Consider the following 13841-nt stretch of genomic DNA (forward strand, 5'->3'; position numbering starts at 1 on the left):
TGGTTTACTCCGCAGTGATCATGGGCGCAGTGCGCATTGCCGGCGTGGTGCCGACCAGTGGGCTGTGGGTGCCCGGCGCATGGGCGAGTTCGTCTTCCGGCCCCTTGCGGATGGCCTTGAACATCAGTTTCATTTCCACGACGATCAAGATCGAATACAGCACGACAAAACCGATCAGGGTCGTCAGCACGGTCTGGATGCCGAGGTTCGACACTGCGACGGCGGTGGGCAGCACGCCCTCGATGGCCCATGGCTGGCGCCCCAGTTCGGCGACGACCCAGCCCGCTTCGGCGGCGATCCATGGCAGCGGGATCGACCACACGGCCACCTTCAGCAGCCACGGATAAGCGTCCAGGCGGCGGCGCGCCGACAGCCAGAAAAACACCGCCGTGAGCACGATGAAGAACATGCCCAGGCCCACCATGATGCGAAACGACCAGAACAGCGGCGCGACCTGCGGCACGGTATCCAGGGCGGCCTGCCTGATCTGCGCTTCGCTGGCCTGGCGCGGATCGTCCACGTAGCGCTTGAGCAGCAGCGCGTAACCCAGCACCGCGCTGTGCTCTTCAAAGCGCGCCTGCAGGGCTGGCGGCACCGGTGCACGGCCACCGAGGGCACGAATCTCTTCGAGCGCGCCATAGGCCACGATGCCCTGCCGCACCCGCACCTCGGCCAGCTTGACCAGGTCACTGATGCCCGGAATCTCGTTCGACAGCGAACGCGTGCCGATCAGGCCCATCACCCACGGAATGTGGATCGCATAGTGCGTCTCGCGCGCGTTCTGGTCGGGAAAGCCGAAGGCGGTAAAGGCGGCCGGCGCAGGCTGCGTCTCCCACATGCCTTCGATGGCAGCGAGCTTCATGTGCTGGTGCTCGGTCGCCAGGTAACCGCTTTCGTCACCCAGCACCACCACCGACAGCGAGGCGGCCAGGCCGAACGACGCGGCCACCGTCATCGATCGCTTGGCCAGTTCGACATGGCGGCCCTTGAGCAGGTACCAGGCCGCAATGCCAAGTACAAACATCGCCGCGATCACATAGCCGGCCGACACGGTGTGCACGAACTTGGCTTGCGCCACCGGATTGGCCAGCACCGCGCCAAAGTCCGTCACTTCCATGCGCATCGTCTGCGGGTTGAGCGTGGCGCCGATCGGGTTCTGCATCCAGCCATTGGCGATCAGGATCCACAGCGCCGAGAAATTGGTGCCAAGGGCCATCAGCCAGGTCACGGCCAGGTGCTGCACCTTCGACAGGCGATCCCACCCGAAGAAGAACAGGCCAACAAACGTCGCCTCGAGAAAGAACGCCATCAGGCCTTCGATTGCCAGCGGCGCGCCGAACACGTCGCCCACGTAGTGGCTGTAGTAGCTCCAGTTCATACCGAACTGAAATTCCATCACGAGGCCCGTCGAGACGCCAATGGCAAAATTGATCCCGAACAGCACGCCCCAGAACTTGGTCATCTGGCGCCAGATGGAGCGCCCGGTCATCACATACACGGTTTCCATGATGGCGATGAGCATCGACAGCCCCAAGGTCAGGGGGACAAACAGAAAGTGGTACAGCGCCGTCAAGGCAAACTGCAGTCGGGAGAGCCCGACAACGTCGAGATCCATGGTGAATCCTTTCTTCTTGAATACGTCAGTGGTTGGTTATTCTTAGTGTTGACGCAGCGTGTCCAGCGCCGCATCGAATGCAGGGGTGCCGCGTCGCAGGTCGGCGTCGATCCGCCCGTCCTTCATCACGAGCAGCCGGTCGGCCAGCGCGGCTTCGCGCCGCAGATGTGTGGCCACCAGCAGCGTGCGGCCGCTGGCGTGCCGCGCCAGGCGCGCCAGTACATCGGCCGCGGTAGCGCCGTCCAGCGCCTCGGTCGGCTCGTCCAGCAGCCAGAAATCAGCCCGGCGCAACAGCAATCTCGCCAGCGCCAGGCGGCGCGACTGGCCGCCCGACAGGCCAAGACCGCCCTCGCCCAGCAAGGTGTCAAGACCCTGTGCGAAGCTGCGCACGTCCTGCTCCAGGCCGGCGGCCTGCAGTGCGGCCCACAATTGCGCGTCGGTGGCGGCGGGATCGGCCAGGCGCAGGTTGTCGCGCAGGCTGTCGCAAAACAGCTCGGTGCGTTGGGTCAGCCAGGTAGCAGGCCGCGCCCATACCTGGCCCGCCCGGGCGGCCAGTTCGCCGGCCGCCAGCGCCAGCAGCGTCGACTTGCCGACACCGCTGCTGCCGACCACGGCAACCCGTTCGCCAACGGCAATGTGCAGGTCGACCGCATGCAGGGCCGCGCCGGTGCGGCCGGGATGGAACACGGTGGCGGCGTGCAGCAGCAACGCCGTGTCGGTGACGGTGCCGGTGCCGGTGCCGGTACCAGTGCCGGGCGGCGCTGGTACGGCGGCGTCATCCTGCTGGCGCAGGCGCGGCGCCACGCGGCGCATGGCCAGCCAGCTGCGGCCAGCCTCGATCGCGCCGCGCCGCAGCGCGGCAAACGGTTCCAGCGCGGCCAGCGCGATCAGCAGCGCCAGCGCCGCGGCGGGTGCGCCCAGCTGCCCCACCTGCGTCTGTATCTGTTGCACCTGCTGCGGCGCCGGATGCGATGCCACTTGCTGCGCCAGCGCCCCCACTGCCAGCAGGACGGCGGCGACGGTGACATGGCCACCGACCGCGTACAGCCAGCCGGCGCCGGTTTCCAGCCGGTGCAGCGCGGCGTCATGGCGCGCCAGGGTCATGTCGAGGCGTGCCAGCTGGTCGCACTGCGCCGGCAGCCGGCCGGCCAGCGCCAGGTCGGTCTGGCCGGCAACCAGGTCGATCGCCTGGGCGCGCAGCCGCTCCAGCGCGCGGACGCGGCGCAGCGCCACCGGCCGCGCAAGGCGCGCAACGTACAGGGTCACGCCCCAGCCGACCGCCAGCAGCCAGCCGAACATCGCCAGGCCAAGGCGCCAGTCGAGGTTCGCCAGCACCAGGCCGGCCAGCAGCGCTGCGCCGCAGGCCGTGCCAGCCGGCACGATCAGGCGCAGGTAGACCGATTCGAGGGCATCGATGTCGCCCGTCAGCCGAAACAGCAGGCGCGACGGCCGGCGCAGCAGCGCCCGTGCGGCATCCGGCGTGGCCCAGCCACGAAACAGCCGCTCGCGCAGCGCGGCCAGTACGCCAAACGTGGCGTCGTGCGTCACCGTGCGCTCGGCATAACGGCCAAAGGTGCGGCCCAGCGCCAGCAGGCGGATCGCCGCGCTCGGCACGAACACATTGAACATGACGGCGCTGCCGGCCAGGCCTGCCAGAGCCGCCGAGGTGATGAACCAGCCCGAGGTGCCCAGCAGCGCCATTCCGGCCAGCACCACCAGCGTCGACAGACCCGCCCCCAGGGCCAGGCGCCGCCCGCCAGTGCGGATGAACAGGGACAGCACCGGCTGCAGGTCGTTATTGCGCTTCATGTCGTTACCGCGCTTTGTTTCTTTGCCACGCTTTGTGTCTTTGCCACGTTTCATGCTGCGCTCCGTTGAATCAATGGTTCGCCGAGGCGCACGACGCGGCCCAGACGCGCGGCCAGTGCCAGATCGTGGGTGGCGACAATCATGGTGCGGCCCTGCGCCAGCTGCAGCAGCGCGTCGATCACACCGGCGGCCGTGTCGCGGTCGAGGTGGGCAGTGGGTTCGTCGACCAGCAGCAGGCCGGCATGCGGCGCGCACATCGCGCGGGCCAGCGCAAGGCGCACCAGTTCGCCGCCCGACAGGCCAAGGCCGCCCTCGCCCAGGCTCTCGCCCGGCGTTGCGTGCTCGATCTGGCCAAGGCCCGCGCGCGCCACGGCGCGGCTGACGGCATCGACCGTCACGCCATTGCGCTCGAGCGCCACATTGGCGCGCACCGAGCCGGCAAATACATGCGGCTTCTGGCCGATCCAGGTCATGCGCGCGCGCAGGCCGGCAGCCGAACCGGCGTCCAGCGGCACGCCGCCGATGCGCACGGTGCCGCTGTCAACTGGGACCAGGCCCGCGATGATCGACAGCAGCGTGGTCTTGCCGCTGCCGCTGGGGCCGACAAGCGCCACGTGCTCGCCGACGCGCACATACACATCCTGGTTGTCGAACAGCGGCGTTTCGCCCGGGTGCGCAAAGCGCAGGCCCTCGATATCGACCGATGGCGCGCGGCCAATGCGCAGCGCTTCGTCGGGTCCTTGCAGCGCGCCTGGCAAAGGCAAACCGGCCGTTTGCAGCTTGGCCAGCGCTTCAAGCGCTGCTTCGCCGGCCGCCTTGTCATGCCATACCGCCGCCAGTTCGCGCAGCGGTTCGAAAAACGCCGGCGCCAAAAGCAGCACGAACAGGCCTTCGGCCAGCGTCAACCGGCTGCCCCAGCTGCCCGGCCCGATTTCGCCGAGCAGGTGGAAACCCACGTACACCGCCACCAGCGCCACGCCCAGCGCCGAAAACAGTTCGAGCGCGGTCGACGACAAGAAGGCGATGCGCAGCACGCGCATGGTGCTGGCACGAACCGCTTCGCCCGAAGCCCTTACCCGGCGGGCGGTGGCATCGACAGCGCCCAGTGCGCGCAGCGTCGACAGGCCGCGCAGCCGGTCGAGCAGAAAACCGCTCATGCCGCCCACCAGCTGCAGTTGCGCTTCGCTGGCAGCCTTGGCGCGCCAGCCGATGACGGCCATGAACAGGGGAATCAGCGGCGCGGCCAGCACCGGGATCAGCGCAGCAAGCCACGAGAAGTAGCAGACCACGAGCGCGATGACGGGCGGCGCCAGCAGCACCCGCATGCGCGCCGGCCCGTAGCGCAGCAGCCATGGCAGCACTGCTTCGGCTTGCTCAGCGACGATGCTGGCGGCCTGGCCGGATGGCAGGCGCGCACGGTCCAGCGGCGAGCGCGCGGCCAGGGCTTGCACGGCTGCCTGGCGCATGGCGGCAAGCTGGCTGCGCGACACGGCAAACAAGCGGCGCGCGCCCCACGCTTCAATGCTGGCGCGCAGGATGCCAAGGGCCAGGAACGCCAGTGCCGGCAGCAGCATGTTGGCCAGCCCGGCGCCCTGGGCCAGGCGCCCTACAGCATGCGCCAGCAGCGCCGCCTGCGGAATCCACAGCAGCGCCGCACCGCTCATTGCCAGCGTGGCGCCACGGGCAGGGCCAGTAGGCAATGCCGGGCGCTGGGGTTGGCTGCGGTGCATGGTGTTCTCCAAACGTTGTTGCAAGAAAGCGGCAGACGTACGGGGGCCATGGCCATCAACACGGACGCACCCCGGAATAAACTTTTTGTATTTTCTAAAACTTCCGAAATTTCAGAAGTCGAATGGATTATGCGCTGAAACTTTTGGTTTGTGTGTAATGGGCGACCAGGTTAGTCGGGAATTACGAACGTATTAACAACAATGGCGGCAAACGCGTGCATGCGTGGTACGTGTCCGGGTGACGTGGGATAATTCACCTTTCACAAGCATCGAAAAGTTCGCAACCATGACGCCACTTGTCCAAACGTTTGTCAGTCACTTCGGCGAGATGGGCAGCCGCTGGGGCATCAACCGCACGGTGGGGCAAATCTACGCCCTGCTCTTCGTTTCCGAAGACCAGCTGCATGCCGACGACATCGGCGAAAAACTCGGCATTTCGCGCTCGAACGTGAGCATCGGCCTGAAAGAATTGCAGTCGTGGGGCCTGGTGCGCCTGTCGCGCATCCCGGGCGACCGCCGCGAATACTTCACGTCGCTGGGCGATGTGTGGGAGATCTTCCGCGTGGTCGCTGCCGAGCGGCGCCGGCGCGAAGTCGCCCCGACGCTGTCGGTGCTGCGCGAGTCGCTGATGGCCAATGCCAGCCACCCCGAAGACAAGTTCGCACAGGAGCGCATGCGCGAGATGCACGAGCTGGTTGACCTGGCCAACAACTGGTTCGACGACCTGCAGCGCCTGTCGCCCGAGTCGATGGCGCAGCTGATGAAGATGGGCTCCAAAGTCCAGAAGCTGCTCTCGGCCAAGGACCGCCTGTTCGCTGCCAAAGACGGCAAGGCGCCCAAGCAAACGCCGGAAGAATAAGGCGGTCGGCAGAGCCGTGCTCGCCTCTTTCAGCCGACCGGCTAGACTGGGCTTTTCCTTTTCTCTTACCAGTCCAGTCCATGAACATCGCTTGTATCGCCTGGGGCTCGCTGCTCTGGAAACCCCAGGGCCTGAAGCTCGCCTCCGGATGGCATCCGGGCGGCCCCGCCATGCCCATCGAATTTGCCCGCCAGAGTGACGACAGTCCCGAACTGGCACTCGTGCTGTGCGAAGGCGCGCGCCTGATGCCCACCTACTGGGCCTACGTCGCCACCGATGACCTGGATACCGCCCGCGCCATGCTGTTCGAGCGCGAAAAGATCAGGGCCGCGTTCCCCGAATGGATCGGCAGCGCGCCGGCGCAGGACGGCGCAGAAGACAATCCACGCGTGGCCGCCTGGCTGCGCGCCAAGGGCATCGACGCCGCCATCTGGACTGCGATCCCGCCGAAATTCGATGGCGTGAGCGGCCGCGTGCCGACCGTCGACGAAGCCGTGGCATGGCTGGACAGCTGCAGCGGCGCGCAGCGCGACGCCGCCGAGGATTACATCCGGCGCACGCCGGCCCATATCGACACCGCGTACCGGCGCATCATCGCGGCGCGCCTGGGCTGGCACCCGCTGCGCGAGGCGCATGTGACGCAGATACGCTGACCGGCGCGATGCGTTGCCGGACCCACGCCTGTGCATGCGCCAGCGTCACCCTGGCCATCGCGGTCGGAAAATGAATGAAACCATGTGGCGCTTCGGGCGCCACGTTCAGTTCGACCTCGGCCACCTGCTGCCAGCGCTGCGCCATGCGCAGCGTGTCGTCGAGCAGCGGATCGCCGCTGCCAACGATCATCAGCGCCGGCGGCATGCCGGCCAGTTCGCCGAACAACGGTGACAGCGGCGGCTGGCGGCGCCCGGCGTCGTCCAGGTCGGGCGTCAGCCTGCGCAGGCCGGCCAGCATGCGCGGGCCGTCGAGCACCAGCGTTTCGGGCCCTGCCCTGCGCACGCTGTCGGTGCCGGCCATATCGTAGACGCCGTAGTACAGAACGACCCCGGCGATGCGCGCCAGCTGCGCCGGCCAGGCCCGCAGCCCTTGCAGCGTAGCCGCAGCCAGGTGCGCGCCCGCCGACTCGCCGACCACAACCACCGGCAAGCCGGCATAGTCTGGCCAGCCGCCTTGCAACAGCCAGCGGGCCGCGGCCAGGCATTCTTCCATCTGCGCCTGCACCGATGCGCGCGGCGCCAGTCGGTAATCGACCGACACCACGGCCAGGCCGCAGCGGGTGGCAAAGCCCGCATTGAACGCATCGTTCATGGGCGCATTGCCGACCACCCAGCCGCCGCCGTGAATGTCGAGCACGACGCCGGCCACCGGCCCGCGCGGGCGCACGATCCGCACCCGCACCTCCGTACCATCCATCACCACCCTGCGCGCCTCAACCTGCAGGCTGGCGCGGCGCAGCTTGCGATCGGCGCCGACCTGGGACAAGCGCAGCAGGCCCTGCACAAGCGGCGGCATGAAGCGGTGGCGCATGCCAAAGCGCGGCGCGCGCGCAAGCCGGAGGTTAAAGCGTTTTGCTTCGGCCAGCGTGGCGTCGTCAAAGGTCAATGGCATCGGCTTTCCTGCAGGATGAAAGAGTCAAACGGCCGGCAAGCGTACCACTGCATTCAAACCACCCTCGGGATGATTCGACAGCACCAGCCGGCCGCCATGCGCCTCGATCACGCCGCGCGCGATGCCAAGGCCCAGCCCCATGCCGCCGTCATTCTGCTCGCGCCCATGGGCCAGCCGCACATACGGGTCGAACAGGCTGGCAAACGCTTCATCGGGTACGCCGGGCCCGTGGTCGCGCAGGCAGATCAGCACCCAGCCAGGCTCCTGGCGCACGCTGATCTCGGCGCGCGCGCCGTAGAACAGCGCGTTGTCGAGCAGGTTGCCAAGCGCGCGCTTGAGCGCCAGCGGCTTGCCGCGCACCGTCACGCCGGACGGCTGCCAGGCCACCGCGTGCCCCGCCAGTTCGGCGCTGCGCACCATGCGGCCCAGCATCGTATCGAGCTTGATCTCGGTCGGGTTTTCGTGGATGTCGCTGTCCTTCACGCATTGCAGCGCGCCCTTGACCATCATGTCGAGTTCATCGAGGTCTTCCTCGAATTCATCGCGCAAGGCTTCGTCGTCCAGCAGTTCGGCGCGCAGCTTGAGGCGCGTGATCGGCGTGCGCAGGTCGTGCGAAATCGAAATGAACAGGCGCTCGCGGTCGTCGATATAGCGCCCGATGCGCTCGCGCATCGCGCTGAAGGCGCGCGCGGTGTTGATGAATTCGCGGCTGCCGGTTTCGGGCAGCGGGCGCGCTTCGTCGTCATGGCCCTGGCCCAGCGCCGACGCGGCATCGGACAACGCGGCCAGCGGCCGCGTGATCGAGCGCACGACAAGCAGGCAAAGCAGCAGCACCACGGCCAGCGACAGGATCTGCGGCATCAGGCGATCCCACGCGAACGGGTCGCTGCTGTCGAGGAAATACGGGTTCGGCATCAGCGCCGCCATGTACAGCCAGTTACCGGGCTCGATCTCGGTCTGGATCACGAGGATCGGCGCCGGGTCGGGCTTGAGCAGCAGCACGTGCTGGACCCAGGCATTGGGCAGGTCCTCCAGGCGCACATCGTGTTCGGCCACCACCAGCCGGTCAGGCCGGGCAAAGGCGAGCCGGAAGCCCGGCGAATGCGGCAGGTCGCTCCTGAGCGTGGCGTCGACCGTGGCAATCACGCTTTGCGCAAGCGGGTGCGGCGCGATCTGCTCGATCGGCACGTAGGCATGATTGAGGTTGACGAAAAAGCGCGTGCCGCCCATTTCACGCAACTGCTGGATGATGAGCAGGCGATAGGCCGGCGGCAGGCTGCGAAAGAAGCGGATCGCGCCGGCGGCGCTGTGCGCCACGTACTGCGCCGACGACTGCGCCTCGACCTGCGATTTCGCGCGCAGCTGGCTGGCCCAGATCGCGCTGGCGGCCAGCTGCGTCACCAGCACGCCGGCCACCATCACGAGCGTCAGGCGGCCAAGCAGCGACGCCGGCAGCCAGCGCTGCAGCGGCTGGTGCAGCATGCGCGCGAGCCTGGCGCCGCTGCGGCTAGACACTGGACACGCTGACGTCGGCCGAGAACACATAGCCGGCCCCGCGCACGGTCTTGATCAGCGCCGGCTGCTTGCCGTCGTCGTTCAGCCGCAGGCGCAGGCGGCTGATCTGCACGTCCAGCGAGCGATCGAGCGGGCCGGCGTCGCGCCCGCGCGTTTCTTCGCACAGCAGGCCGCGGTCGAGGATCTTGCCGGGATGTTCGGTGAAGTATTTGAGCAGCTGAAAGTCGAGCCCCGTGAGCGCCACCGGATTGCCGGCGCTGTCGGTCACCGTGCGCTCCATCAGGTCGAGCGTGAAGCCGACAAACCGGTGGTAGCGCACCGACGGCGTCTCGGGCGCGGCGCGGCGCAGGATCGCCTTGATGCGTGCCAGCAGCTCGCGCGGGCTGTAAGGCTTGGCGATGTAGTCGTCGGCGCCCAGCTCGAGGCCGACGATGCGGTCGGTTTCGTCCGAGCTGGCCGTGAGCATGATGATCGGCACATTCGAGCGCTGGCGCACCTGCTTGCACAGCGCGAAGCCGTCGGTATCGGGCAGCATCACGTCCAGGATCACCATCGACAGCGTCTCGAGATGCGCATGGAATTCGGCCAGGAAGCTCTCGCCGTTGTGCGACAGGATCACGTCGTACTGGTTTTTCTCCAGATACGTCTTGAGCAGCACGCAGGTTTTTTTGTCATCGTCTACGATCAGTATCTTGCGCACCCGGCGTCCCCTGGCTGGTTAGATTGAATAGTCTGAACAAGGCGGCGAGGCGGCGCTGGGCCACCGCCACCGGCACGGCGTCGTCGAGCAGGTAGCGATGCACCTCGGCGATGATGGCGTCGCGGCTGGCTTCGTCGGTCGCCATCCGGTGCACGAGGCTGGGCGCCTGCACGGCCTCGCCGCCGGCGAAGGTCGTCCACGACGCCCGCGCGCAACTGTCCATACGCGCCGGCTCGGCATCGCGCCGCACCGGCACTGCGCCCTTGAGCAGATTGAAGTCGGCCTGGATCGACGGCGAGAGCAGCAGGCGCGCCATCTTTTCCTGGGCTTCGCGGTGCCGGTAGTCGCCGGCAAACATCGACAGTGTGTCGACACTGTACAGGTGATACGCACCGGTGCCCGGTGCGCCGACGCAGCCATAGTCCTGGTCCAGCACCATCCGGTGTTCGGCCAGTTCGGGCTTGGCCCAGTCACCCATGATCATCATGCCGGCCTGGCCGGCGGCGAAGCGGCGCACGACCTCGGTCCAGGGCCGCTCGGCCAGCTGGCCGCCGGCCCAGCCCTTGATCGTGCGCAGGCGCTGCAGTGCGTGCGCGGTGCGCGCGTCAAAAGCAGCGGCGGGACTGCGGCGCACGAACAGCGCGCGATAGAAGGCCGGCCCGCTTTCGGCCAGCACCAGGTTCTCGAACAGCGCCGCAACCTGCCAGGCTTCGCTGCTTTGCGCCAGCGGTTGCACGCCCGCAGCCAGCAGGCGCGCAGCGACGGCGTCGAATTCGGTCCAGGTGGCGGGCGGCGTGAGCTTGAGCCGGGCGAACAGCGCGCGGTTGTAGAACAGCGTATTGACGCGGTGGATGCCGAGCGGCGCGGCCATCGTGTGCTTGCGGTACTGGATCAGGTTCTGGACCGTGGGGAACAGCACGCCGCGCCAGTTGTCGGCAACGGCCACGTTGTCCAGTTCAAGCAGCAGGCCCATCTCGGCCCATTCGGCGACCGACACGCCGATGATCTGCGTGACTTCGGGCGCATCGCCCGCCAGCACCCTGCCCTTGAGGACCTTGCCGGCGCCGATACCGGCGCCGCCGGGAATTGCGGCGTCTTCCCACTGCACGCCTTCCTTGCCCAGGCGCTGCGCCAGCAGGTCGGCCGCGCGGCGTTCGCTGGCCGAGGTCCACCAGTGCAGCACCTGCAGGCCGGACGATGGCGCCACGGCCGATGTCGCGGGCGCCGGTGGCACGATCGCCAGCATCGGCGCCGCCGCCTGCACAGCGCCGTGGAAGGCGCAGGCAGAGGCCAGTACGGCAGCAATCCGCAGGCGTCGCCAGTCACACCAACGCCCTGCCACTTTTCCGATCGACGCTCTCACCCGGTATCCCGCAGAAAACGCTGATTATAGCCCCGTGCTTCGCTACCCAGCAGGCATTTCGGCCACGCCGTCAGCGCCGGTCGATGCGCGCCACCAGTCCCGGCCTGCCATTGCGGTCGAAGGCCGCGACCTGGATCAGCCCACGCTCGGTGATCGGCCCGGTCACCGGCCGGCTGCTGGCGGTTGGCATGCTGCCATCCACGGTATAGCGCAGCGCGATCCCCGGCAACACGTGGTTGACCAGGACCTTGTCGCCGTCGAGCAGCAGGCCCGGTGGCGCAATGCGATACGCCACGCCGGTGCGATCCAGATCGAGCCGCGGCAGCACGCGCTGGCCCAGCGCATTGACAAAGCCCGACCAGGCCGTGCGGTGCAGCGCCGCCGCTTTCGTGGCATCGGGCTCGGTGGCCCAGGCCGGATCCGGCGCCCAGGCCCGTTCGGCCACCGCCAGCAGGCGCGGCATGACCAGATAATCGATGCGGGCCGGGTCGCGCACGGTCTCGGTGAACAACGTCGCTTCCAGGCCACGCACGCGGCGCTTGCCGTAATCGGTCAGGCCGTCCTTGCCCACGCGCGCAGCTTCGGTCGCGTTCTTCAGGTAATCGAACGGGATGAAGTCATAGGGGGTGTCAAGTTCAATGTAGTCGCCCCAGTTCACGCCCGGCTCTTCCGGGTTGGGGTTATACGACATGTCCATGTACATCTTGGTCACGGGCGCGAGCACGATGTCGTAGCCGGCGTTGGCCAGCCGATAAGCCAGGTCTTCGGCGCCTTCGGTATTGTTCCAGACCCAGGCCAGGAACCCCTTCTGCGTGAAGCGGGGATTCGGGATCAGCTTGTTCCTGCCATGCAGCGTGGTCTTGCGCGCCGCCAGCTCTTCCCAGCCCGACGTGTACAGGCCATGCTTGCGCAGCATGCCGTCGACCCGTTCGTAGAAATAATCCCACAGGTCGGCCGTCGACTCCAGGTGTTCGCGCGCCATCATGGCGCGGCTGGCCGGGGATTGTTCCCAGGCGCCGTTCGGCAGTTCGTCGCCGCCCATGTGGATCGTGTGCAGCGGCGCGCCCGCTTCGCGGTGCAGCTTCACCACTTCGTCGACGACATGCTGGACGAACCTGAAGCTCGATTCCAGGCCCGGATTGAGCACGTGATCGTTGTACAGCTGCGGCGATTTGTAGACCGAGCGATCGGCGAAATCATTGAGCAGATACTTGGCCGCATCCTTGTCGCCGGCTGCCTTCAGGCGGTGGTAGCGCGCTTCCATCGCCTGCACGGCGGCGCGCGCGTGGCCCGGCATTTCCAGTTCGGGGATCACTTCGATGTGGCGCGCCGTCGCGTAGCGCAGGATCTCGATGTAGTCGGCGCGCGTGTAGTACCCGCTGCCGCCCGGATCGCGCGGATCGGGCCCGGAGCCGTAGGCCGGCTGCAGGCGCACGCCCGGCCTGGCGCTGTGCCCGCGCACGGCGCCGATCGACGTCAGTTCGGGCAGGCCGGCGATCTCGAGGCGCCAGCCTTCGTCTTCGGTCAGGTGGAAGTGGAACTTGTTCATCTTGTAGCGCGCCATCAGGTCGAGCCACTTGAACACGGTTTCCTTGGTGTGGAAGTTGCGCGATACGTCGAGCATGAAGCCGCGGTAGGCAAAGCGCGGCGCATCGACGATCGTCACCTCGGGCACCGACTGGTCGGCGGCGCCAGGCAACGGCAGCAGGTCGCGCAGGGTCTGCAAGCCATACGCCACGCCGGCCGGGCTGTTGCCGACGATGTTGATGCCGCTGGCCCGCACTGCAAGGCTGTACGCTTCGGGCGAGGTCTGTCCTTCGACCTTGCCCACGCTCAGGCGCAGGGCCGGGCCGCTGCCCTGCAGCGATGCCGGGAACAGCGAGCGCGCCAGGTCGGCTTCGCCTGCCAGCGCCGCTGACGCGCTCACCAATGGCTTGCCCGTCAGGCGCAGTTTGCCGCTGCCCTGCGTCAACTGCAGGGGCGTCGGCAGCACAAGGGGCACGGCGCTCGCCGGCAGCAGGTCGGCGCGCAGATTGCTGCGGTAGGTATCGGCAGCAGTCACCACGGGCCGGGCGCCCGTGTCGCCCTTGTCGAGCTGCTCGGGGCGCGTCACGGGCAGCAGCGCGAAATCGCTGATCGCCACGCCAACCTCGGGCTGCGCGTCATACACCAGGTACGGCCCGATCGGCGCGCGCGCCATCTTGATGATCACCTGCGGATGGTAGTAATCAATGTCGAGCGACTGCCCGGGCGCCAGGCCCGCAAAATTTGCTTGCGGGCGCAGGCGGTACAGATTGCCGGCAACCTGCTCCATGCGCAGATTGCCCGTCACCGCCCCCGGCACGACGCCGTCCATGCTGTTGAAGTACAGCGTCCAGCCCTTGGCCGGCAGGCGCTGGCTGTCGTTGTTGGTCAGGGTCATGCGCGCCTTGGCGCGGCCCTGCGGCATCTGCGGCGTGTACTCGTTGCGCAGCAGTTCCCAGCGCATCTGCAGCCGGGCGCCGCTGGCGACGCCCTCCATGCTGGCCGCAGCGGATGCTGCCAGCGGGGTAGCCGGTGCAGCAGCCATGCCGGCCAGCGGCGTGGCCAGCAGCAGTGACGCGAGAGCGCAGCGTCGAACCAGGTGTGTGGTATCCAAGAGTGTC

Annotated in this window: 10 protein-coding genes; 2 read left to right on the forward strand and 8 right to left on the reverse strand. The window is 67.7% G+C overall.

Translation table 11 applies throughout. The features are described from left to right. Positions 1 to 4 precede the first annotated feature (4 nt). The 3 genes from AC56LV_RS21970 to cydD are packed head-to-tail and all read right to left on the reverse strand — an operon-like array spanning position 5 to position 5154. Positions 5 to 1615 (reverse strand): cytochrome ubiquinol oxidase subunit I, encoded by a 1611-nt coding sequence (locus AC56LV_RS21970; protein ID WP_499560755.1) that lies wholly within the window; start codon positions 1613 to 1615, stop codon positions 5 to 7. Positions 1616 to 1657: 42 nt separating this feature from the next. After that, the gene (locus AC56LV_RS21975) at positions 1658 to 3424 is read right to left on the reverse strand and encodes an amino acid ABC transporter ATP-binding/permease protein (RefSeq protein WP_499560757.1); all 1767 of its coding nucleotides are present in this window, start codon (positions 3422 to 3424) and stop codon (positions 1658 to 1660) included. Positions 3425 to 3474: 50 nt separating this feature from the next. Next, positions 3475 to 5154, reverse strand: coding sequence for a thiol reductant ABC exporter subunit CydD (gene cydD, locus AC56LV_RS21980; RefSeq protein ID WP_499560759.1), 1680 nt, complete (start codon positions 5152 to 5154; stop codon positions 3475 to 3477). Between the two features lie 286 nt (positions 5155 to 5440). Between cydD and AC56LV_RS21985 the strand changes: the two genes are divergently transcribed. Together AC56LV_RS21985 and AC56LV_RS21990 are read left to right on the forward strand one after the other, a co-directional pair. Further along, a complete protein-coding gene (locus AC56LV_RS21985; protein WP_183554028.1) occupies positions 5441 to 6013 on the forward strand; it encodes a GbsR/MarR family transcriptional regulator in 573 nt (190 codons plus the stop codon). Positions 6014 to 6093: 80 nt separating this feature from the next. Continuing rightward, complete coding sequence (locus AC56LV_RS21990) at positions 6094 to 6666, forward strand: hypothetical protein (protein WP_499560760.1); 573 nt, start codon at positions 6094 to 6096, stop codon at positions 6664 to 6666. On the opposite strand, the gene AC56LV_RS21995 is transcribed toward AC56LV_RS21990, so the two are convergent. From AC56LV_RS21995 to AC56LV_RS22015, 5 genes are all read right to left on the reverse strand, one after another. Continuing rightward, positions 6605 to 7618, reverse strand: a complete 1014-nt coding sequence (locus tag AC56LV_RS21995; RefSeq protein WP_499560762.1) for an alpha/beta hydrolase — start codon at positions 7616 to 7618, stop codon at positions 6605 to 6607. The genes AC56LV_RS21990 and AC56LV_RS21995 overlap by 62 nt on opposite strands. 24 nt (positions 7619 to 7642) lie before the next feature. Next, a complete protein-coding gene (locus AC56LV_RS22000; RefSeq protein ID WP_499560814.1) occupies positions 7643 to 9100 on the reverse strand; it encodes an ATP-binding protein in 1458 nt (485 codons plus the stop codon). A gap of 25 nt (positions 9101 to 9125) precedes the next feature. Then, positions 9126 to 9833 carry a response regulator gene (locus tag AC56LV_RS22005; RefSeq protein ID WP_183554044.1) on the reverse strand — a complete coding sequence of 236 codons (708 nt, stop codon included), beginning with the start codon at positions 9831 to 9833 and terminating at the stop codon, positions 9126 to 9128. Beyond that, positions 9805 to 11196, reverse strand: coding sequence for an ABC transporter substrate-binding protein (locus AC56LV_RS22010; RefSeq protein WP_499560764.1), 1392 nt, complete (start codon positions 11194 to 11196; stop codon positions 9805 to 9807). Before AC56LV_RS22010 ends, AC56LV_RS22005 begins: the two co-directional genes overlap by 29 nt. A 70-nt stretch (positions 11197 to 11266) precedes the next feature. Beyond that, complete coding sequence (locus AC56LV_RS22015; protein WP_499560766.1) at positions 11267 to 13834, reverse strand: family 20 glycosylhydrolase; 2568 nt, start codon at positions 13832 to 13834, stop codon at positions 11267 to 11269. Positions 13835 to 13841: the final 7 nt, after the last annotated feature.

The sequence above is a fragment of the Telluria sp. RB2R28 genome, assembly GCF_059685835.1.

Bases quoted from the DNA above. Each gene is read 5' to 3' on its own strand.
- AC56LV_RS21970 (WP_499560755.1), bottom strand. From the start codon at position 1,615: ATGGATCTCGACGTTGTCGGGCTCTCCCGACTGCAGTTTGCCTTGACG.
- AC56LV_RS21975 (WP_499560757.1), bottom strand. From the start codon at position 3,424: ATGAAGCGCAATAACGACCTGCAGCCGGTGCTGTCCCTGTTCATCCGC.
- cydD (WP_499560759.1), bottom strand. From the start codon at position 5,154: ATGCACCGCAGCCAACCCCAGCGCCCGGCATTGCCTACTGGCCCTGCC.
- AC56LV_RS21985 (WP_183554028.1), top strand. From the start codon at position 5,441: ATGACGCCACTTGTCCAAACGTTTGTCAGTCACTTCGGCGAGATGGGC.
- AC56LV_RS21990 (WP_499560760.1), top strand. From the start codon at position 6,094: ATGAACATCGCTTGTATCGCCTGGGGCTCGCTGCTCTGGAAACCCCAG.
- AC56LV_RS21995 (WP_499560762.1), bottom strand. From the start codon at position 7,618: ATGCCATTGACCTTTGACGACGCCACGCTGGCCGAAGCAAAACGCTTT.
- AC56LV_RS22000 (WP_499560814.1), bottom strand. From the start codon at position 9,100: ATGCTGCACCAGCCGCTGCAGCGCTGGCTGCCGGCGTCGCTGCTTGGC.